General features: G+C 70.1%; 18 protein-coding genes and 1 pseudogene. 17 read left to right on the top strand and 2 right to left on the bottom strand.

Annotation, left to right across the window (positions count from 1 at the left end):
• The first annotated feature begins 142 nt into the window (after positions 1 to 142).
• Positions 143 to 787, top strand: coding sequence for a helix-turn-helix transcriptional regulator (locus tag HNQ79_RS30940; protein ID WP_268253586.1), 645 nt, complete (start codon positions 143 to 145; stop codon positions 785 to 787).
• 604 nt (positions 788 to 1,391) lie between these two features.
• Here the strand turns inward: HNQ79_RS30940 and HNQ79_RS30935 are convergent.
• Positions 1,392 to 1,501, bottom strand: a pseudogene (locus HNQ79_RS30935) (IS5/IS1182 family transposase); the annotation flags it as partial.
• Between the two features lies 1 nt (position 1,502).
• On the opposite strand from HNQ79_RS30935, the gene HNQ79_RS30930 reads away from it, so the two are divergent.
• The 7 genes from HNQ79_RS30930 (at position 1,503) to HNQ79_RS30900 (ending at position 8,204) form a co-directional block, all read left to right on the top strand.
• Complete coding sequence (locus HNQ79_RS30930; RefSeq protein WP_373312640.1) at positions 1,503 to 1,697, top strand: DUF6545 domain-containing protein; 195 nt, start codon at positions 1,503 to 1,505, stop codon at positions 1,695 to 1,697.
• Between the two features lie 497 nt (positions 1,698 to 2,194).
• Positions 2,195 to 2,956: a DeoR/GlpR family DNA-binding transcription regulator gene (locus tag HNQ79_RS30925; protein ID WP_185036295.1), complete on the top strand. Its 762-nt coding sequence runs from the start codon at positions 2,195 to 2,197 to the stop codon at positions 2,954 to 2,956.
• An 86-nt stretch (positions 2,957 to 3,042) separates the two neighbouring features.
• Positions 3,043 to 4,410, top strand: coding sequence for an ABC transporter substrate-binding protein (locus HNQ79_RS30920; protein WP_185036294.1), 1,368 nt, complete (start codon positions 3,043 to 3,045; stop codon positions 4,408 to 4,410).
• Complete coding sequence (locus HNQ79_RS30915; RefSeq protein WP_185036293.1) at positions 4,407 to 5,390, top strand: carbohydrate ABC transporter permease; 984 nt, start codon at positions 4,407 to 4,409, stop codon at positions 5,388 to 5,390. Before HNQ79_RS30920 ends, HNQ79_RS30915 begins: the two co-directional genes overlap by 4 nt.
• Positions 5,387 to 6,271, top strand: coding sequence for a carbohydrate ABC transporter permease (locus HNQ79_RS30910; protein ID WP_173317350.1), 885 nt, complete (start codon positions 5,387 to 5,389; stop codon positions 6,269 to 6,271). The genes HNQ79_RS30915 and HNQ79_RS30910 overlap by 4 nt, the downstream gene beginning before the upstream one ends.
• Complete coding sequence (locus HNQ79_RS30905; protein ID WP_185036292.1) at positions 6,268 to 7,257, top strand: zinc-dependent alcohol dehydrogenase family protein; 990 nt, start codon at positions 6,268 to 6,270, stop codon at positions 7,255 to 7,257. Before HNQ79_RS30910 ends, HNQ79_RS30905 begins: the two co-directional genes overlap by 4 nt.
• Positions 7,254 to 8,204, top strand: coding sequence for a PfkB family carbohydrate kinase (locus HNQ79_RS30900; RefSeq protein WP_229923786.1), 951 nt, complete (start codon positions 7,254 to 7,256; stop codon positions 8,202 to 8,204). Before HNQ79_RS30905 ends, HNQ79_RS30900 begins: the two co-directional genes overlap by 4 nt.
• 305 nt (positions 8,205 to 8,509) lie before the next feature.
• Here the strand turns inward: HNQ79_RS30900 and HNQ79_RS30895 are convergent, their stop codons facing one another.
• Complete coding sequence (locus tag HNQ79_RS30895) at positions 8,510 to 8,698, bottom strand: hypothetical protein (RefSeq protein WP_185036291.1); 189 nt, start codon at positions 8,696 to 8,698, stop codon at positions 8,510 to 8,512.
• 347 nt (positions 8,699 to 9,045) lie between these two features.
• Here HNQ79_RS30895 and HNQ79_RS30890 point away from each other — a divergent pair, with 347 nt between their 5' ends.
• From HNQ79_RS30890 to HNQ79_RS30850, 9 genes are all read left to right on the top strand, one after another.
• Positions 9,046 to 9,519 (top strand): hypothetical protein, encoded by a 474-nt coding sequence (locus tag HNQ79_RS30890; RefSeq protein ID WP_185036302.1) that lies wholly within the window; start codon positions 9,046 to 9,048, stop codon positions 9,517 to 9,519.
• Between the two features lie 424 nt (positions 9,520 to 9,943).
• Positions 9,944 to 10,933, top strand: coding sequence for a helix-turn-helix transcriptional regulator (locus HNQ79_RS34650; RefSeq protein WP_185036290.1), 990 nt, complete (start codon positions 9,944 to 9,946; stop codon positions 10,931 to 10,933).
• A 286-nt stretch (positions 10,934 to 11,219) separates the two neighbouring features.
• Positions 11,220 to 11,399: a hypothetical protein gene (locus HNQ79_RS30880; RefSeq protein WP_185036289.1), complete on the top strand. Its 180-nt coding sequence runs from the start codon at positions 11,220 to 11,222 to the stop codon at positions 11,397 to 11,399.
• A gap of 51 nt (positions 11,400 to 11,450) precedes the next feature.
• Positions 11,451 to 12,779 (top strand): nucleotide sugar dehydrogenase, encoded by a 1,329-nt coding sequence (locus HNQ79_RS30875; RefSeq protein WP_185036288.1) that lies wholly within the window; start codon positions 11,451 to 11,453, stop codon positions 12,777 to 12,779.
• A complete protein-coding gene (locus HNQ79_RS30870) occupies positions 12,776 to 15,925 on the top strand; it encodes a non-ribosomal peptide synthetase (RefSeq protein WP_185036287.1) in 3,150 nt (1,049 codons plus the stop codon). The genes HNQ79_RS30875 and HNQ79_RS30870 overlap by 4 nt, the downstream gene beginning before the upstream one ends.
• Complete coding sequence (locus tag HNQ79_RS30865; protein ID WP_185036286.1) at positions 15,922 to 16,698, top strand: polysaccharide deacetylase family protein; 777 nt, start codon at positions 15,922 to 15,924, stop codon at positions 16,696 to 16,698. The genes HNQ79_RS30870 and HNQ79_RS30865 overlap by 4 nt, the downstream gene beginning before the upstream one ends.
• Positions 16,699 to 16,721: 23 nt before the next feature.
• A complete protein-coding gene (locus tag HNQ79_RS30860; protein ID WP_221508330.1) occupies positions 16,722 to 18,017 on the top strand; it encodes an MFS transporter in 1,296 nt (431 codons plus the stop codon).
• Between the two features lie 156 nt (positions 18,018 to 18,173).
• Positions 18,174 to 19,466 (top strand): ATP-grasp domain-containing protein, encoded by a 1,293-nt coding sequence (locus HNQ79_RS30855; RefSeq protein WP_185036285.1) that lies wholly within the window; start codon positions 18,174 to 18,176, stop codon positions 19,464 to 19,466.
• 83 nt (positions 19,467 to 19,549) lie between these two features.
• Positions 19,550 to 19,957, top strand: a complete 408-nt coding sequence (locus HNQ79_RS30850; protein ID WP_185036284.1) for a VOC family protein — start codon at positions 19,550 to 19,552, stop codon at positions 19,955 to 19,957.
• Positions 19,958 to 20,012 lie beyond the last annotated feature (55 nt).

Genomic DNA, 20,012 nt, shown 5'->3' with positions numbered 1-20,012 from the left:
CCCTTGATGAGGGTGAGTGAGGCCCGACCGGCAGAGTTATCCTACGCGCAGGAAAATGTTCAATATTCTCAGTGAATCGGGGGACCCGAAAGGATGGCGGCTCGTGGTGATTGCTGTACCCGCAGATTCGGCTCAGATCGTAATAAGTGACCTCGAACCCGGCCAGAACGGGTACGCGCACGCCCAGCACTTCGACCAGTCGGGGCTGTGCATGGCGTCACTCGATCCCACACTCACCGTCCAGCAGGCGAACGAGGAGTTCTTCCGGCGCTTCGGCGACTCCTCGGCCGACGTCTGCGGCCGCAACTTCCGCGACCTGGTGCACCCCAGTGTCCAGCAGCCGCTGATGCGCCAGTTCTCCCGGCTCGTGGAGGGCAAGCGCCAGCGGTTCGCCTCGCACGTGGTGGCGGTGGGGCCGGAGGACTCCGCCTTCGCCGGAACGCTCACCGCCGCGGCCGTGAGCGGGGACACCCCCGACGTGGCCGCGATCCTGGTGCTCATGCGCTCCTCGGACGAGGGGCAGGACGCGGGCGTCGTGACCCATCGCAAGAAGATCCTCTCCGAGATCGACGCCCGCATACTCGAAGGCATCGCCGCAGGTCAGTCCACTATTCCCCTGGCTTCCAGGCTCTACCTGAGCCGGCAGGGAGTCGAGTACCACGTCACCGGGCTGCTCCGGAAGCTCAGGGTGCCCAACCGGGCCGCCCTGGTCTCCCGCGCCTACTCCATGGGCGTCCTCAACGTCGGTACCTGGCCGCCCAAGGTCGTCGAGGACTTCGTCAAGTAGCGGCGCGGGCGTAGCCGACCGCCAACGGCCACGCCCTCCGAGGGCAGCACACGCAGGAACCCGCCGGATCGTGGAAAAGACCACGGTCCGGCGGGTTCCTGCGTTCCGCCCGCACTCCCGGTCCGCTCTTTCGGCCCGCTACCCACGCATTTGGTTGGCCATTGCACGGAGATAGCTCCTTGTGTGACCGTTTGCGCGGCGAGGTTGCCCGCTTGCTGTGGCTTTCGCGAAATCGGTGTTACCGGTGGTGCGTCCTGCGGGAAGCGGGCCCGAGAAACCATCCGTGAATCCGTTGTTTCATATCGTTCTGCTGCGACGAGACTTCTGCTTCGCCTGTTCACGTGTACCTGCGATAGGGAAGCCGGGGCTTCCTCGGTAATTGGGGGCGATGGCCAAATTTGTGGCGCCCGGTGTCTCAATGGAATGGCTGCCATGTGAGTTTGGGTGTCTCTGCTTGTGGTTCTCGTGCCCGCATCGACCTGTGTTTCCCGGGGGTGCGGCGGCGGTCGGGGCGCAGTGCGCGGTATTTCGCCCTTGGGCGGAGTCCTCATGGTCGGTTGGAGGAAGCGTTTGTAGCAGCAGATTGCTGCGGCGAGCCCGAGAGAGTGTTGGCCGCGGAGAGCCCGACGCGTGGAGGCAGTCCGTCCGCGTCGGACAGGACGTGCACCTTGGAACCCGGCGTGCACCGGTCCACGAGGGCCCCGGCCGGGTATGGATCCGCGATCTCCGGACCCGCCTCTACCGCATCCTGATCGAGATTCGGGACGGGCAGCGGGCACTTCAGCCCTACGCGCACGGCACGGCGCAGGCGGAGGCGGACTTCTGGGACGAGTTGACGTGGCTGGAGAACGTGGCGGAGGCGTTCCGGCGACTCCACCGGGACCCGGAGCCCTATGTCTGCCGGAGGTGACGGTCCGGCAGAAGGACGCAACCAGCCTCGTTCACCGCCCGGTTGCCCGAGCCGGGCCCTCCTTGTGTCCCGATGCGGCGATCCGGGCTCTACCGGTCATTCCCGTGCTTCCAGGTCCCGTCGGGTGCGTCAAGGACCAGACGGGATGACCGGTAGCAATACGGACCGGGCGCTCCCGCCGTGCACGGGCCGTCCCCTACGTCGTCAAGTCAGCCGCGCCGGCCCCGATTCCCGCGCCGCGTACCGGCGCCCGCATCGCATCGGGCACCAAACGGGCACGCCGAGGCGCCCAACCGGGCAGCACCGGCGGCGGCCCGTCGCACGACCGCCCAGGTGACCAGCGACGACGATATTGGCGAAGCGGGCACGAACGGGCGCAGTACGTCTGGCAAAGACGCTGGTCGCGGCGGGTCGCCTCCTTGTACAAACGACGCACGGGCCCGAACGGACGCCGGGCCGCATCAACGGGCAGCAGAAGAAACAGGGAAGTGTGGGTCGTGGACACCGACGAACGCCGACGGGCCATCCTGGAGGTTGCCAGACGCGACGGATCGGTCGGCGTGACCGCGCTGGCCGTGGAGCTGATGGTGGCCAGGGAGACCGTCCGCCGCGACCTTCGCGCACTGGAGGAACACGGCCTGGTGCGGCGCACGCACGGCGGCGCCTATCCGGTGGAGAGCGCCGGGTTCGAGACCACCCTCGCCACCCGCATCACCCGCCTGGTGCCGCAGAAGTCACGGATCGGGGCGGCCGCGGCCGAACTGCTCGGTGACGCGGAGACCGTGTTCATCGACGAGGGCTTCACCCCGCAGCTCGTGGCCGAGGCACTGCCGCGCGACCGGCCGTTGACGGTGGTGACCGCCTCGCTCGCCGTGGCGACGGTGCTGGCCGACGCGGAGAAGGTCAGCGTGCTGCTGCTCGGCGGCCGGGTCCGCGGCTCCACCATGGCCACCGTCGACCACTGGGCGACCAAGATGCTCGCCGACTTCGTCATCGACCTGGCGTACGTCGGCGCGAACGGGATCTCGCGCGAATACGGTCTGACAACCCCCGACCCGGCCGTCGGCGAAGTCAAGGCGCAGGCCATGCGCAGCGCGCGCAGGCGGGTGTTCGTCGGCGTCCACACGAAATTCGGCGCGGTGAGCTTCTGCCGGTACGCCGAGGTCGGCGACTTCGAGGCGATCGTCACCGACGCGGGGCTGCCCTCGGCGGAGGCGCAGCGCTACTCGCTCCTGGGCCCGCAGGTCATCCGCGTCTGAACCTGCGCCCCCCTCACGTCCCCCCACCGGACTGTGCCCCCGACCGCCGGGGGCCGGTCCGCCATGCCCAACCACCGGGAGAACCCATGCACCTCAAGCAACGACCACGCGGCCCAGGCGCGCGTGTCGGCGCGGGCACAGCCGTCGTGGCGGTGATGACGCTCGTCGCCGGGTGCGCCGGAGCCGGCGGCACCTCCTTCGGCGGCGGTGACGCCCTGAACGTACTCATGGTGAACAACCCGCAGATGGTCGAGTTGCAGAAGCTCACCGCCGAGCACTTCACCAAGGAGACCGGTATCAAGGTCAACTTCACGGTGCTGCCAGAGAACGACGTACGCGACAAGATCAGCCAGGACTTCTCCAACCAGGCGGGCCAGTACGACGTGGCCACCATCAGCAACTTCGAAGTGCCGTTCTTCGCGAAGAACGGTTGGCTGCGCCAACTCGACGACTACGCCGCCCAGGACACCGCCTTCGACCAGGACGACATCCTCAAGCCCCTGCGCGACTCGCTCACCGCCGAGGACGGCAAGCTCTACGCCGAGCCCTTCTACGGCGAGTCCTCCTTCCTGATGTACCGCAAGGACGTCTTCGCCGAGAAGGGACTGGAAATGCCGCCGAAACCCACCTGGCAGCAGGTCGCCGACCTCGCGGCCGAGGCGGACGGCGCGCAGAGCGGGATGAAGGGCATCTGCCTGCGCGGCCTGCCCGGCTGGGGCGAGGTCATCGCACCGCTCACCACGGTCGTCAACACCATGGGCGGCACCTGGTTCACCGAGGACTGGGAACCGCGCCTGACCGCACCGGAGTTCAAGAAGGCCACCAAGTTCTACGTCGACCTCGTGCGCGAACACGGCGAGGCCGGGGCGGCGCAGGCCGGCTACGCCGAGTGCCTCAACAACATGACGCAGGGCAAGTCGGCGATGTGGTACGACGCCACCGCGGGCGCCGGATCGCTGGAGGCCGAGGGCTCACCGGTCAAGGGGAAGATCGGCTACGTACCGGCGCCCGTGGACAGGACCGAGAGCTCCGGCTGGCTCTACACCTGGGCGTGGGGCATGCAGGAGGCGTCCAAGAAGCACGACAAGGCATGGGAGTTCATCTCCTGGGCGTCCGGCAAGGAGTACGAGACGCTGGCGGGGCAGCAGGCGGGCTGGGCCAATGTGCCGGCCGGCAAACGGGCCTCGACCTACGCCCACCCCGAGTACCGCAAGGCCGCTTCGGCCTTCGCCGAGGTCACCCACCAGGCGATAGCGAGCGCCCAGCCGCGCGATCCCGGCGTCCAGCCCCGCCCCACGGCCGGCATCCAGTTCGTCGGCGTGCCCGAGTTCACCGACCTCGGCACCAAGGTCGCCCAGGAGATCAGCGAGGCCATCGCGGGACACCAATCGGTGGACCAGGCCCTGCGCGCCTCGCAGAAACTGGCCGAGAAGGTCGCCGAGGAGTACCGATGAGCGCCCCCGTCGGCACGCCGCCGCAAGCACCCGCGCGCCCCGCGCGCTCCACCGACCCGGCCGCGCCCGTCCGTGTCCGGTCCCGGCGGGCCCGCGCCTGGGCGACCCGCGCCCCCCTCATGCCCGCCCTGATCTTCCTGATCGTCGTCACCCAACTGCCCTTCGTGGCCACGCTGGTGATCTCGCTCTTCGACTGGAACTCGCTCGACCCCGACGACCGGGCCTTCACCGGACTGTCCAACTACCAGTCGGTGGCGACCGACGCGGCGCTGCGCGAATCGGTGCTCACCACCGTGCTGCTCACCGTCACCGTGGTGATCGTCAGCGTGGTGGCGGGACTGCTCCTGGCACTGCTGCTCGACCGGACCTTCTTCGGCCGGGGCTTCGTGCGCACCCTGCTCATCACGCCCTTCCTGATCGTGCCCGTCTCCGCCGCACTGCTGTGGAAGCACGCCCTGTACAACCCGGAGTACGGGCTCCTCAACGGGGCCTGGGCGTGGATCGCCGGGATCTTCGGCGACTCCTCACCGGCCCAGCCGGAGTGGACGTCGCAGATGCCGCTGGCCGCGGTGGAAATCGCCCTCATCTGGCAGTGGACGCCGTTCATGATGCTGATCCTGCTCGCCGGGCTGCAGAGCAGGCCCGTCGACATGATGGAGGCGGCCCGGCTGGACGGCGCGAGCCCCTGGCAGATCTTCCGCTATCTGACACTGCCCCACCTGCGCCGCTACCTCGAACTGGGCATCCTGCTGGGCTCCGTCTACATCGTCCAGAACTTCGACGCCGTGTTCACCATCACCTCGGGCGGACTCGGCACCGCCAACCTCCCGTACACCATCTACCAGACCTTCTACCAGGCCCACGAGTACGGGCTGGCGTCAGCCGCGGGAGTCGTCGTCGTGCTCGGCACGATCGTGATCGCCACCTTCGCGCTGCGCGTCGTCTCGTCTCTCTTCAACGAGGAGGCGAACCGCGCATGACCGCCCCGGCCGCCCCACCCGCCCCCACCGTGACCCCACGCGTCCTCGCGCCCACCGCGCGCCGCGGCAACCGGCGCTCCGGCGCACTCGGCCTGCTGGCCTGGGTGGCGGGCATCGCCTTCTGCCTGCCCGCGCTGTGGATGCTGCTCACCTCGCTGCACTCGGAGCCGGACGCGGCGACCAACCCGCCGTCGATCCTGGCGCCGCTGACGCTCGACGGCTACCGGGAGTTCTTCAGCGCCGGCGCCAGCCCCTGGCCGCCGCTGATCAACTCCGTCACGGCCAGCCTCTTCTCCACGCTCTTCGTGCTGGTCCTGGCGCTGCCCGCGGCGTACGCGCTGTCCATCAGGCGGGTCCGCAAGTGGACCGACGTGATGTTCTTCTTCCTGTCCACCAAGATGCTGCCGGTCGTCGCCGGACTGCTGCCCGTCTATCTGTTCGCCAAGAACGTCGGGATGCTGGACAACGTCTGGCTGCTCGTCATCCTCTACACCTCGATGAACCTGCCGATCGCGGTGTGGATGATGCAGTCCTTCCTCGCCGACGTGCCGGTGTCCATCATCGAGGCCGCGCAGATGGACGGCGCCCGGCTGCCGGCGATCCTCTTCCGGGTGGTGGCACCGATCGCGGCCCCCGGGATCGCCGCCACCGCGCTGATCTGCTTCATCTTCAGCTGGAACGAACTGCTCTTCGCCCGGGTCCTCACCGGGGTGGTCGCCCAGACCGCCCCCGTCTACCTGACGGGCTTCGTCACCAGCCAGGGCCTGTTCCTCGCCCAGCTGTGCGCCGCCTCCGTCGTCGTTTCCCTGCCGGTGCTCGCCGCCGGTTTCGCCGCCCAGGACAAACTCGTCCAGGGCCTGTCGCTTGGAGCTGTGAAATGAGGGCAGCGATCGTCGAAGCCCCCGGCAAGGTGTCCGTCACGACCGTCCCGGACCCGACGCCCGGCCGCCGTGAGGTCGTCGTGAAGGTCGCCTCCTGCGGGCTGTGCGGTACCGATCTGCACATCCTGCAGGGCGAGTTCGCGCCCACCCTGCCGATCGTCCCCGGGCACGAGTTCGCCGGTGAGATCGTCGGCGTCGGCGCGGACGTGACCGAACTGGCCGTGGGTGACCGGGTCGCGGTCGACCCCTCCCTGCACTGCCACGAATGCCGCTACTGCCGTTCCGGTCGCGGCAACCTCTGCGACCGGTGGGCGGCCATCGGCGTGACCGTGGCCGGCGGCGCGGCCGAGTTCGCGGTGGCGCCCGTCGCCAACTGCGTACGGCTGCCCGAGCACATCGACGTCAGGGACGCGGCGCTGATCGAGCCGCTGTCGTGCGCCGTACGCGGCTACGACGTCCTGCGCGGCAACCTCGGCGCCGAGGTGCTGATCTACGGCTCGGGAACGATGGGCCTCATGATGCTGGAGCTCGCCAAACGCACCGGAGCGGCGGCCGTCGACGTTCTCGACGTCAACCCGGACCGGCTCGCCACCGCGGACCTGCTCGGCTGCTCCCGGTCGGGCGCCGCCGCGGACGAACTGGACCGGCCGCGCGGCTGGGACGTCGTCATCGACGCGACCGGCAACGCGCGGGCCATCCAGGACGGCATCGGCCGCGTCGCCAAGGGCGGCACGTTCCTGCAGTTCGGTGTCGCGGACTACGCCACGACGGCGGTCATCGAGCCGTACCGGATCTACAACCAGGAGATCACCATCGCCGGTTCCATGGCGGTCCTGCACAGCTTCGAGCGGGCCGCCGCGCTGTTCGCCGCCGGAGTCCTCGACCCGGCGGTGTTCATCAGCGACCGGCTGCCGCTGGAGCAGTACCCGCAGGCCATCGACCAGTTCAAGTCGGGCCAGGGCCGCAAGATCGTGGTCCAGCCGTGACCGGCGGCCCCGACGCCGTCCTGGTGATGGGCGAGGCCCTCATCGACCTGGTCCCCGCGCCGCCGGGGCCGGACGCCGAGGACGCGGCCGACCTGCTGCGCGCCCAGCCCGGCGGGGCGCCGTCCAACGTCGCCGTCGCGCTGGCCCGGCTGGGGACCCCGGTCTCCTTCGCCGGGGGGCTCGGCGCCGACGGGTTCGCGCGCACCATCGAGGCGCGGCTGGAGGCGGCGGGCGTCGGCCTGGCGCTTACCGCGCGCTCCACGCACCCCACCGCCCTGGCGGTCGCCGACCCGGGCGCGCACGGCACCGGCTACCACTTCCACCTCCAGGACACCGCCACGTTCGAGCTGCCCGAACGGACCGCTGAGGTCTCCCGTTTCGCGGCGGTGTACGTCGGAGGGCTCGCCGCCGTCGTCGCACCGGCGGCCGACGCGGTGGCGGCGACCGCCCGCGCGGCGGCCGAGAGCTCGCTGCTCGTCGTCGACCCCAATGTCCGCCAGGACCGCACGCTGGGCCCGGACCACGGCCACGCCCGGCTGCGTGAACTGTGCGACCTGGCGCATGTCGTCAAGGCCAGCGACGAGGACCTGGCCCGGCTGTGGCCGGACGCCGAACCGGAGGCCACCTGCCGGTCACTGGCCGCGGGCGGCCGTCTGGTGGTGCTGACCCGCGGCGCCGCCGGCAGCACGGCGTACCCGCCGACCGGACCCCCGGTCTCGGTGCCCGCGGTCCCGGTGGACGTGGTGAACACCATCGGCGCCGGGGACGCCTTCACGGCAGCCGTGCTCAGCGCCCTCATCACCTCGGGCGCGCACCGGGTGGGAGCCGCCCCGGCGCTCAGCCAGGAGCAGGTGCGGGAGACGCTCGCCTTCGCCGCCGGGGTCGCGGCCTCGGTGTGCGGGCGCGCCGGTACCGAGCCTTCGGTGCCGCGGTCGGCCCGGAGCTGAGCCGCAGCTCAACAGAACACCGGCCCGGCTGCCGGGCGGACCTGGGGATCAGGTCCGCCCGGCTGCCATAGCCGTGCGGCTCAAGCCGCCTTCGCACGCCCCGCCCGCGAAGGAGCGCACGAGGTCCGCGGCGGCGCGCGACCGGGTTTCGCCAGCGGCGTCGCCCAGCAGATCCGTCGTTGGTGCCAAGCCCAACTCCCGCCCGCAGGCGCGCCGTTGTGCCGCCACCATCGACCGCGCCGATCACATCGGCCACGAAGGGCAGGCAGCGCGATCCGCCGCTAAATCATCTGGCGAAACCGGACTCACCGGGCGCCAATTGAACCGGCTTCCAGGCTGGCCAGCGTTGACTGTCCGGCGTAGTACGGCTTTCCGTCGCGGAAGATCTCCAGCTGAAGGTTCCCGGCCAGATGCTGTGTCGAGTAGGCGAACCGGTGCGGCTCCAGCAGCGGGATCGGCAGCCTCCGGGGCTGACTGCCGCTTGCCTCACCCATGAGCCGGACCCGATAGCGGTGGCTGCGGGCCTTTATCGTCCACCGGCCGTCACGTTCGCCGCCTTGTACCCTCGCGACGGGCGGAAGCAAGCTGATCATGCTGTTGCGGTACTGACTACTACGCCGCCGACTGGCAGGGTCAACAGTCCTCGGCCGAGCAGACCCCCGGCGAAGGCGACGCACATGTCCCCGCGGTCGAACCCCTGGGCCTGGCCCCACCACCAGGTGTGCGGGAAACCTTGTACGCAGCAGACCAGAGCCATCCAGCAGGCAGCCCTCATGCTCGGGCGCTGGCTGCCCAGCACGGGCAGCTTCGGTACCGTCCTTACCCTCCTGGGAGTCCAGCCGTGACCTTTCAGATCCGCGCGGTCACCATCTATGGAAAGCAACCCGGCCAAGTACACACGGTGCCCTTCACGCCCGGAGGCCTCAACATCGTCACCGGTGACTCTCGCCGCGGCAAAAGTGCCCTGCTGACGATCATCGACTACTGTCTCGCCAGCTCCGAATATCCAGTGAAGTCCGGCAAGGTCCGCGACGGTCGCGGACAGTCACCTGGTGGGCGTGAACGGTGGTACGGAGACGGTGCCGTCCTCGCCCACCACGACCCGCTCGGCAAGCTGCGCCAGGACCTCGTCAGGGCGGAGACCGGCTCTGCCGGCCGCCGCCCGCTGGACCCCGGCACCCACTGGCCGCCGTACAGCACACCCCACCCTAAAACCCGCATCTGGGACACCCCACCGCGCAACGACTCCGACCCCCTGCGTCCTCTCCGCGAGATCTGGTGCATCGGTGCGCAGCCGCTGCGGCCGACGAACTGACCCAGGAACAGCCGCGCCCAACCGAGTACCGCAGCTGTCGGTGGCCCCACGTCCGCGACCTCCTTGATGTGAACCGCGCGAGCTCGCGGGCACGGCCACGGGCCTCGGTCCGGTACTTCTCGCGCGTGCCCCCGCCGAGGTGCGGGAGCAAACGCTCGCCGGCCGCATCCGGGGCTTCGCTCCAGGCACGGTCACCGATCCGCGCGAGCTGCGGTCGACATGGGACTGGGCGCCTTGTGCGTCGCCCGGATCGGCCGTCGGCCGGTCGTTCCCGGCTGCCTGGCGGTCGGCAGTACCCGCCCCCGGGGCGGGTCACCGGTCGGAATCCCCGCGGGCTGCAAAGCCGTGGCCTCGTGACGAGCCGAGGTGGAGGATGTGTCTCCCGCCATCATGGTGAGGAACGAGGACGACTTGAGGGGGATGCGTGAACGAGGAGACCGAGCGGTTGCGTCGGCGACTTTACGGGCTGATCTACCGGAATCCAGCCTGGTCACTCGAACAACTCGCGGCCGAGGTGCGCTGCTCCCTCGCCGAGGCGGATCAAGCGTGCGACGCGCTCTGTGCCATCGGCCTGCTGGCTCCTGCGTCCTCCTCACCGTGCGGCTACGTGACCGTCACGCCGGAGGCCGCGCTGACGCGGTTGTTCTCCGCCGAAGAGCGCCAGGCCCAGGCGCACATGCAGCATGTGTCCAGAATCCGCGGAGCCATCGCCTCGCTGATCGGCGACTATCCGCGATTGCGTGACGAGCGGCGCGAGGCGGTCGAAGTCGAGACGCTGCCGACGGCGGCTCTCGTCAACACCTTCCTTGATGACGCGGGCAGTACGTGCAATGTGTCCATGCGGTCGATGCACCCCGGCGGGCCTCCGCCGGAGGAGCTCATGGACGACATGCTGCTGCGCGACAAGGAGATGGAGAGCAGGGGCATACGGGTGGAGACGCTCTACTCCCGACGGACGACCGAAATCCCGTACATGGCAGCGTATCTGGCGGATGCCGAGCGGGTGCTGCGCGAGGTGCGCAGCGCGGACTATCTGCCCCTGAGGATGATCCTCTTCGACGACGATCTCGCCGTGCTGCCCATCAATCCGCAGGACAGCAGTGAGGGGGCCTTCGCCGTCCATGGGCATACGCTGGTGAGGTCACTGCACGCGCTGTACGACTACTGCTGGCACACTTCGGTGCCCATTCGTCCGGCCACGGCCGGGGACGCCCGCGGAGGAGAACTCGACTCCCAGGAGCTCGCCGTCCTGCGCATGCTCGCCGACGGTGTCAAGGACGAAGTGATCGCTCGTCATCTTGGCATCTCCCCCCGCACGTTGAGCCGCTTCATGACGGGTCTGCTGGACCGGCTCGGTGTCCAGACCCGTTTCCAGGCGGCCCTGCGTGTCGCTGAATTGGGGCTTCTGCACTGAGCCGGGAGTCCTGACGGATCCAAAGCCGTGGGACCGCTCGGCGGCGGCTCAACGGCGGGTTCTACGTGCCACTGCGAGGAAGGGGAAAATCTTCTTCCGTTTCATCTCGCATGCTGAGACGGAGGCGGGCTCTGACGTCTTGTCGCCATGACCGGACGTCGCCGTCGGCACGGCTTGAACCCTGAGGTGGCACGACAGCAGCATGGGTCTGCCAGCAGGACGGGAGGGCGTCGCCGCTTCCGCTCCGCCGGATTCCGCACTCGTCATAGTCCATCGGGGGACACGCATGTCTATAACGCTCCGCGCCTTCGTCTGTAGAGCTCTCCTCTGCTCCTCCTTGTTCGTCACGGCCCTCACGGTGCACGCCGTCACGGCCGACACGGCCACCGCGCACGACCGGGTTCTCGCGTCGGTTTCGGGGACGACGATCCAGCCGCTGCCTCAGGGCGACAACGGCTGGTGGTAGGGCGCTGCCGCCCTACCCTTCATCGCCCAGATCGCGCACCAGGAGAGTCCGATGGATGTCATTGCCGCCGCACCGCCCGGGCCGCTTCGGCCCGTCCTCACCGACCTCGTTCCAACCGCGCACCATGACCGGACGGTCGACGTCGCCGTCGTGGGGATCGGTTACGCGGGGCTCCCCCTCGCCGTAGCCGCGGCGGCGGGTGGACACCGCACCCGCGGACTCGACCTCAGCGACTTCCTCGTGGCGCAGGTCAACATCGGCCGCACGCCCGTCGACACAGTCACCCGTGCCGAGCTGGAATCCGTGGCGCCGCTCCTGGACGCCACCACTGATCCCGCGTTCCTCCGGGAGTGCTCCGTCGTCGCCCTCTGCGTTCCCACGCCGGTGGACACCCACGGTGTGCCGGACCTGGAGCCGCTGCTCTCCGCGGTACGCACGGTCCGCCAACATCTGACGGCCGGACAACTGGTGATCATCGAGTCCACCACTTACCCAGGAACCACCGACGGCGTCATCCGCGAGATTCTGGAGGGGTCCGGTCTCACCGCAGGCGTGGACTTCCACCTTGCCTTCTCGCCGGAGCGGGTGGACCCGGGCAACACCCGGTACGGCTTCCACAACACGCCGAAGGTGGTCGGTGGCCTGACGGAGAAGTGCGGCGCTCGCGCCGCCGCGTTCTACGCCGGGCTCACGGAGCGGGTGCACGTCACCCGCTCCAGTCGTGAGGCCGAGGCCGCGAAGATTCTCGAAAACACCTACCGCCAGGTGAACCTGGCGTTGGTCAACGAGTTCGCTCAGATCTGTCACCGCCTGGGGGTCGACGTCTGGGACACGATCGCCGCTGCCGCCACCAAGCCCTTCGGCTTCACCCCGTTCCGTCCTGGCGCGGGTGTGGGCGGCCACTGCATTCCGGTCGACCCGCTGTACCTCGTCCACCGAGCCACGCAGGCCGGGGTGCCGTTCCGGATGGCCGAGCAGGCGCAGCGGATCAACGATTCGATTCCTGTCTGGGTCGCTTCGCGCGCGCAGGAACTCCTTGCCGCGAACAACGTTGCTGTCCGCGGGTCCAGGGTTCTGCTGTTGGGCGTCACCTACAAGCCGGACGTCGCCGACACCCGGCACTCGCCGGCCGAGCCGCTCGCCGTCGAACTGCTGGGCGCGGGAGCCGAGGTGATGTTCCACGACCCGTATGTGAGCACGTTCTCCGCACGCAGCCGACCCGTGCCCGCCGGACGGGACCTGGTGGCCGACCTCGCCGCAGCAGACCTGACGATCGTCGTGCAGAGGCACCGGATGTACGACACCGAACTGCTGACCCACGCACGGCTCGTCCTCGACCCCAGCGGGCCCGGCACGACCGCAAAGGGCGAGTCCGCATGACCGGCCACCCCGCAATCCTGAGACTGATTCGGGCCCACGCGGCTGCTCGCCCCGCGGCCGTCGCCCTGCGGACACCGGACGACACGGTGACCTACCGACAATTGTGGAGTTGTGCCGAACAGGCCGCGCAGGCCCTGGCGACCCGTGGTGTACGGCGCGGCGACACGGTCGCCGTGCGTATGCCCGCCGGCCCGGAGGCGGTCGTCGCGATGCTCGCGACGTGGCTCGCGGGCGCCGCGTTCGTGCCCGTCGACACACGGACCCCCGCGGAACGTCTCGCGCACATCCTCGACCACAGCCGAGCCGTCGTGGTCCTCGACAAAGAGACGGAACTCCTGGAGGTTCCCGCGGAACGGACGACCACCACGTCCCCGGCGGACCCCGCCGACGGATCCACCCCGCTCGACGACCCGGGCGCATACGTCGTCTACACGTCGGGATCCACCGGGGCACCCAAGGGTGTCCTGGTGGGACACCGGGCGCTGGCCGGTCACGTCACCGCGTCCGTCGACCTGTTCGCACTCGGGCCGCACAGCACGGTGCTGCAGTTCGCGAGCCTCGGATTCGACGTCGCCCAGGAGGAGATCTGGCCGACTCTCGTCGCCGGGGGAACCCTCGCGTTCCACGGCGCGGACAGTACCCCCGACACCGCGCAACTGGCGGCCTTCGCCGCGGAGCTGGGGGTGACGGTCCTGCAACTCCCCACCGCCTACTGGCGCATGCTCTGCGTGGAGCTCGATGGCGCCGACGGACCGTCCTTCGCCGGGGTCCGTACGGTCGTCGTCGGCGGGGAGAACGCCACCACCGCCGACGCCCGTGCCCACCGCCGCACCCCTCTCGCGCACACCGTGCTCGTGAACGGGTACGGCCCCACCGAGACAGTGATCACAGCGACGGCACTGGTGCTGTCTCCCGGCGACGACGTGCCGGGAACGGCCGGTCTACCCATCGGCAAGCCGGTCGGCGACCGCGTGGCACGAGTGCTCGACGAGGACCACCGCCCAGTCGCCCACGGCGAGCCGGGGGAACTGTGGATCGGCGGCGCACTGCTTGCGACAGGCTATCTGTACGACGCCGCGAGGACCCGGGAGCGATTCGTGCCGGACCCGTACGCGGCGGACCCCGGGGCCCGGATGTACCGCACCGGCGACATGGTGGTGCGCCGGGAGGACGGCGGCATCGAGTTCCTGGGCCGCGTCGACAACCAGGTGAAGGTGCGCGGCCACCGCATCGAGCTCGACGAGGTCGACCGCCATCTGCTCGACACCCCCGGTATCACCTCCGCGACCGCGTTCACCCTCGACGACGGCGCCGGCGGAAACGTGCTCGCTGCCGCCGTGGCCCGCAACGCGTCCGGCCCCGACCCCCGGGCGGTCCGGGAGCACCTGCGGCGCCGGGTCCCCGCCTACCTGGTGCCGGGCCGCATCGCGGTACTCGACCGGCTGCCCCTGACCACCTCCGGCAAGACCGACCGCCGGGCGGCTGCCGAGGCCGCCGCAACAGCCCTCGCCGCCGGCACGACGAACGCCCCGGACGGCCCCGTTGAGGCACAGGAGCCGCTGGAGAGGGTCCTCGTCCTGCTCCGCGGTCTGCTGCTCGCGCCGCAGCTCGGCCCCGACGACGACTTCCTCGCCCAGGGCGGCGACTCCCTCATGGCCCTGCGTGTCTGCGCGCAACTGAGGGCGCAGGGCACCTCCATGCACCCTGCCGACCTGCTCGTCGGACGCACCGCCCGCGCCGCCGTCGCCAGGGCGGAGCACCGCGACGCGCCTGACACCGTCGAGGAGGAGCCGGCCGGCCCGCTCGCCCTGCTGCCCGCCCAGCACCGCTGGCTGCACGACGGCGACCTGCCCGAACGCGACCACTTCTGTCTGAACGCCCTGTTCACGACCGACTCCGGGCTTTCCACCCGCCGTCTCGTCCGGGTTGCCGAGGCGCTGCAGCGACGTCACCCTGCGCTGCGCACGGCCCTGTGCGAGGACGGTACGGTCGTACTGAAGGAGACTGATCCCGCGGACGCCGTCCGCACCGTCGACCTGGCCGCGTTCGTACCACCGGAACGCACCGCCCGGCTGGAGGGGGCACTGGCCACGGCCCAGACGTCGATGTCCCTCGCGGAGGGCCGGGTCTTCGGACTGCTGTACGCGGAGTGCGCAGAGGCCGGTGCCCGACTGCTGCTGACCGTGCACCACTTCGTCCTCGACGGCGTTTCGATGGGCCTGCTCGTCGACGACCTCGAACTGCTGCTGGGCGACGGTCGGCCGGGAGCCACCGCGACAGGACCTCGGGCCATCGGCGCCGCGCTGCGGGACTGGGTGCACACCGCGCAAGCACGTGCGGACGCCGCCAAGTGGGTGGCGCACACCCGCGAGTTCGCAGTGCTGCGTCCCGACGCGGAGGGACCCGCCCCGCTGCCCACCCTGCGCACCCACCGATTCCGGCTGCCCGTGGAGGCCACCCGAACGGTGACCCACCGCCTACCCGCCGCCGGCATCGCCCCGCACGACTTCGCGCTCGGCTGCCTCGTCGGCGGTCTGGCGGCGTGGACAGGAGAGCCTGTGCACGGCGTCGACGTCTACGCGCACAGCCGTGACGTGTCCCCGGGCGACCTCGACCTGTCCCGCACGGTCGGCTACGTCCAGAGCACCTACCCGGCTGTCCTGTGCTGGGAGGGCGAAGGCATGTCCGCGCTCGTCGCCGCTCTCGACGGACCTGCCGCGCTGCCCGAACGCCGCTACGGATTCGACGCATTGCGCTTCCTGTCGCCCGACCCTGCGGAACTTGCGGCGCTCGCGGCGTGCCCGCGCCCCCGGGTCCGGCTGAATTTCCGCGGGCACCTCCTGCGGATGGAACAGCGCGCACCCGGCACGGTGCTGCGCCCCGCGCAGGAGAGCTTCGGCGCTCACCGCTCGCCGCTCCAGCAGGAGCGCTACCTGCTCATGGCCGAGGGGGACATCGTCGACGGGCGGCTGGAGATGAGCTTCAAGTACTCCACCGTCCACTGGAGCGCCGACCGTATCGACGAGCTGGCCGGTTGCGTCGACCGTGTGATGCGGCAGGCCCTGGACCCCTCCGCCGTGCCCCGTGCCCTTTCGGTCGCGCGGCAACCGCACACCGACCGGCTCGCGGACGGCGGTGCCCGATGACCACGGCACCACCACTGGTCCCCGGCATCCCGGCCGAGTACCAGCCCGCGACCGGCAGTGCGCCCGGATGGCCGTTGGTCCTCTACTTCCACCATGTGCACCCGGACGTGCGGCATTACACCGCTCTGTCCCCGGAGGAGTTCGAACGGGGCCTGGAGCAGGTGCTTGAGCGGTTCGACCCGTACGACCCGGCGGACCTGCTCGCCGACGGAGGTCCTCGCCGGCCAGAGCGTCCCACGGTGCTCGTCACCTTCGACGACGGCTACCGGGACAACGCGACCCATGCGCGCGACATCCTGGACCGCCTCGGCGTCCGGGCGGTGTTCTTCGTCTGCACCGGCCTGCTGGGGCAGCGCAGCACCCGTCCGCGCGAGGACTTCCTGACCTATCAGGCATGCGACCGGCTGGCGGGGGAGGGACACCTGATCGGTGCCCACACCCGTACTCACCCTCACCTCGACCGCATTCCCGCGACCGAAGGCAGGGTCCAGACCCGAGGGTCGCTCGACGACATCCGCGAGCGGTACGGGCCGGGTCCGGCCCGGCTGTTCGCCTACCCCTACGGCGGCGTGCCCGTCCAACCGCACCTTCCCGAGGACGTCCTGGCGTTCGGAACGGTCCGCTCGCCCGCCTCGCCCTGGACCGCGGACCCGCAGCAGATCCGGAGAACCTATCTGCCGTCCGGGGCGGCCGACACCTGGGCCGCACTGGTGCACCACTGGTGCAGCGCATGGGACGGACCGGCGACACCAGCCGTCGCCGGGCAGTTCTGACCGCTCCCGAGGGGGAAGAGAAGATGACCGAACAGAAGTCGTGGCGAGCCCGGTTGACCGGGGCGCTGCCCGCCACCCGGGAGTCCCGGATCATCGCGGTGAACGCGTTGATCGGCTCCATGGGCACCGGCATGTTCCTGGCGGGCTCCGCCCTGTACTTCACGCGCTTCGCCGGCCTCAGCGAGATACAACTCGGCATGGGCCTGGCGATCGCAGGAGTTGTCGGACTCGCCACCACCGTGCCGATGGGTATGCTCGCGGACCGATTCGGCCCGAGGAACGTCATCCTGGTGGTCTGCCTGTGGCGGGCCGTCGGCTACCTGGCCTATCTGCGGGTCGAGGGATTCGCGGAATTCGTGGTGACGGCCAGCCTGCTCTACATCATGGACCGGGCCGGACAGCCCCTGAACCAGGCCCTGGTGGGCCGCCTGATCACCGGATCCGAACGCAACCGCACCATGGGATTCATTCGGTCCCTGCGCAATCTCGGCTTCACCGTCGGGTTCTCGCTTGCCGGCATCGCCCTCACCACCGGGTCGAAGGCGGCCTTTCAATGGCTGTTCATCGGTAACGCGTTCAGTTTCCTTGTGGTGTTCGCCCTCGTCTGGCTGCTGCCCAAGGTCGGCCCGGCGGTGCCCAAGGACACCACGGAGGGCGAGCACCCGAAGGCGGTCGTCCCGCCGATCCGCGACTGGCGGTTCGTGGCGGCCACGGCGGCGAACGGCGTGCTGTTCCTGCACGACGCGATCCTGATCACCGTGCTGCCGCTGTGGGTGGCCGAGCACACCCGTTCGCCGATCTGGATGATTACCGTCCTGATCACCACCAACACGGTGATCACGGTGCTGGGCCAGGTCCGGATGACACGGCACATCGACAGTCTGGCCTCTGCGACCCGGGCCACCACCTGGTCGTCGGTGCTGCTGCTGTTCGCCTGCGTCGCCTTTGCGGCCAGCGGTTGGTCGGACACGTCCGGCTGGGCGGTCGTGACCCTCATGACGGCGCTGCTCCTGCTGACGTTCGGAGAGCTGCTGCACTCGGCGTCGTCCTGGGAAATCTCCTTCGCCCTGTCGCCCGAGGCCGCTCAGGGACGGTACCTCGCCTTCTTCAACGTGGGCTTCTCGGCGGCGGAGATCGCAGGACCGGTCGTGGTGCTGTGGCTCCTGTCCAGGACGGGGCCGGGCGGCTGGCTGATCATCGCGGTCTGCTTCCCGCTCTCCGCTGCTCTGAGCTGGCTCGGCACCCGGCAGAAGCCCGTCTCCCAAGCCGCCGGACCCGGTCCGGGCGCCGAGCCCGTGCCCGCCACGAGCGGCCCCTGACCGCCGAACACGCGCCCGTGCCCCGCGCGTGGACCGTGCCGGGTTTGCGAGCCAGGCACCCGCCCGGACGACAGCACCTCACCACCCGTCACCAGACGGAGCCCGCACCGACCCCATTCCCGTCCACCGGCGGAATGCGTACTGACGGAGGAAAGCATGTCCGACACACCCCCGCCCCAGCATCTTCTGATCGTCAGCGGAGGCCGCGATCTGCCTGACCGCGCCCGCGACGCCTGGCCCGGGCTGCGCACGACCGTCATATGCCGGCCGGAGGTGGTACCCCGGCTGCGCAGCCGGGAGAAGATCCAGCGCCTGATCGTCCTCCGGGAGGACGCCCCCGTCGAGGAATGGGTGGCCGCCGCGCGGTTCGTGCACACGATCGACCCGGTCGACCGGCTGACCAACTTCACGGAGAAGGACACGGAGAAGACCGCGGCCATCGCGCTCGATCTCGGACTCGCCTGGCACACCGCCGACACGGTGCGTGCCGTGGCCGACAAGTACGAGATGCGAAGGGTACTGGCCGAGGCCGGCATCGGCAGTGTCGTCGCCGAGACCGTCCACGACGTCGAGGGCGTGCGTAAGGTCGCCGAGCGGACCGGCTACCCGCTGATCTGCAAGCCCGTGCGCGGCGTCGCCAGCAAGGGTGTCACGCGGATCGACGGGCCGACCGATATCGAAAGGGCCCTGGAGTGGGGTGCCGCGGGAGCCGGCGACCTGGACGCGGCGGACCTGCTCGTCGAGGAGTTCCTGAGCGGCGACGAGTACAGCGTGGAGTGCGTGAGCGAGGACGGCGAGCACGTGGCCGTGGGCGTCACCCGGAAGATCTCCGAGCACGACCACTTCGTCGAGGTCGGGCATGTCGTCCCCGCTCCGCTTGCGGAAGCCGACGACCGGCGCATCCGCGCCGCGGTGACCGACATGCTGACGGCCCTCGGCGTTTGCCAGGGCGTCACCCACACCGAGGTCATCGTGGCCGCGGACGCCGTCCACATCGTGGAGACGCACCTGCGCCCGGCGGGCGACGAGATCCCGGAACTGTGGGCGCGGGTCAGCGGTGTCGACCTCATCGACGTCGTCGCCCGCCAAGCCGTGGGGATCAGGGTCCTCGACGACGTCCGTGCCGCCCTCGCTGCCCCGCACGACGGGCCGAGCGCGGCTGCCATCTGGTACGCGTGCCCGGACGCGGTCGGCGAGATAGTGGAGGTCGCCGGCGAGGACGAGGCCCGCGCGCTGGACGGCGTCGTCGACGTCGAAGTGCTGCGCGAACCGGGCAAGCGCCTCAGGGGAGTCACCGGTTCCTTCGCCCGCGGTGCACATGTCTGCGCGGTGGGCACGTCTCAGGACGAGGCGCTGCGGCGCGCCCAGGAGGGTGTACGGAAACTGTCGTTCACCGTGCGCAGCGACGGCATGGCCGCGCGCCACGAGGCACTCGCCTCGACCGGCTGACACCGCGTCGGCCGACCAGGACGGCACCTGCCGCGTCTTCGACCCGGCAGGTGCCCGCACAACAGAGAGAAGAGAGAAGAGAGATGACTGCACAGAACAACGAACCGGGTGCCACCGACTATGAGTTCGGTGGCCTGCACCACGTCCAGCTCGCCATCCCGCCCGGCGGCGAGGACGAGTGCCGCGCGTTCTGGGGCGACGTGCTCGGGATGACGGAGCTGCAGAAGCCTCCCGTGCTCGCCGCCCGCGGCGGGTGCTGGTTCCGCGGCGGTGGCCTCGAAGTGCACCTCGGGGTCGAGCAGGACTTCGCGCCCGCGCGCAAGGCGCACCCGGGGATTCTCGTCCAGTCGTTGCGCGACCTGGCCAAGCGCCTGGAGGCGGGCGGCCACGAGGTGACGTGGGACGACAACTTCCCCGGTCATGACCGTTTCTACGCGTTCGACAAGTTCGGCAACCGGCTGGAGTTCCTGGAGCCGCAGACCGCGTCCTGACCCCGGTCCAGTGAAGGACCCGGTTTCGTTCCGACCCGTACCCCGGCATTTCGAG

Origin of the sequence: Streptomyces candidus, assembly GCF_014207445.1 — a bacterium.
Classification (GTDB): Bacteria; Actinomycetota; Actinomycetes; order Streptomycetales; family Streptomycetaceae; genus Streptomyces; species Streptomyces candidus.
This window is presented reverse-complemented; position numbering and strand designations above follow the sequence as displayed.

What these genes read in the sequence shown, in the direction of transcription:
- HNQ79_RS30895 (WP_185036291.1), bottom strand. Translation starts at nt 8,698, where the DNA reads ATGGGTGAGGCAAGCGGCAGTCAGCCCCGGAGGCTGCCGATCCCGCTG.
- HNQ79_RS30850 (WP_185036284.1), top strand. Translation starts at nt 19,550, where the DNA reads ATGACTGCACAGAACAACGAACCGGGTGCCACCGACTATGAGTTCGGT.
- HNQ79_RS30855 (WP_185036285.1), top strand. Translation starts at nt 18,174, where the DNA reads ATGTCCGACACACCCCCGCCCCAGCATCTTCTGATCGTCAGCGGAGGC.
- HNQ79_RS30910 (WP_173317350.1), top strand. Translation starts at nt 5,387, where the DNA reads ATGACCGCCCCGGCCGCCCCACCCGCCCCCACCGTGACCCCACGCGTC.
- HNQ79_RS30875 (WP_185036288.1), top strand. Translation starts at nt 11,451, where the DNA reads ATGGATGTCATTGCCGCCGCACCGCCCGGGCCGCTTCGGCCCGTCCTC.
- HNQ79_RS30860 (WP_221508330.1), top strand. Translation starts at nt 16,722, where the DNA reads ATGACCGAACAGAAGTCGTGGCGAGCCCGGTTGACCGGGGCGCTGCCC.
- HNQ79_RS30870 (WP_185036287.1), top strand. Translation starts at nt 12,776, where the DNA reads ATGACCGGCCACCCCGCAATCCTGAGACTGATTCGGGCCCACGCGGCT.
- HNQ79_RS30905 (WP_185036292.1), top strand. Translation starts at nt 6,268, where the DNA reads ATGAGGGCAGCGATCGTCGAAGCCCCCGGCAAGGTGTCCGTCACGACC.
- HNQ79_RS30880 (WP_185036289.1), top strand. Translation starts at nt 11,220, where the DNA reads ATGTCTATAACGCTCCGCGCCTTCGTCTGTAGAGCTCTCCTCTGCTCC.
- HNQ79_RS30915 (WP_185036293.1), top strand. Translation starts at nt 4,407, where the DNA reads ATGAGCGCCCCCGTCGGCACGCCGCCGCAAGCACCCGCGCGCCCCGCG.
- HNQ79_RS30865 (WP_185036286.1), top strand. Translation starts at nt 15,922, where the DNA reads ATGACCACGGCACCACCACTGGTCCCCGGCATCCCGGCCGAGTACCAG.
- HNQ79_RS30920 (WP_185036294.1), top strand. Translation starts at nt 3,043, where the DNA reads ATGCACCTCAAGCAACGACCACGCGGCCCAGGCGCGCGTGTCGGCGCG.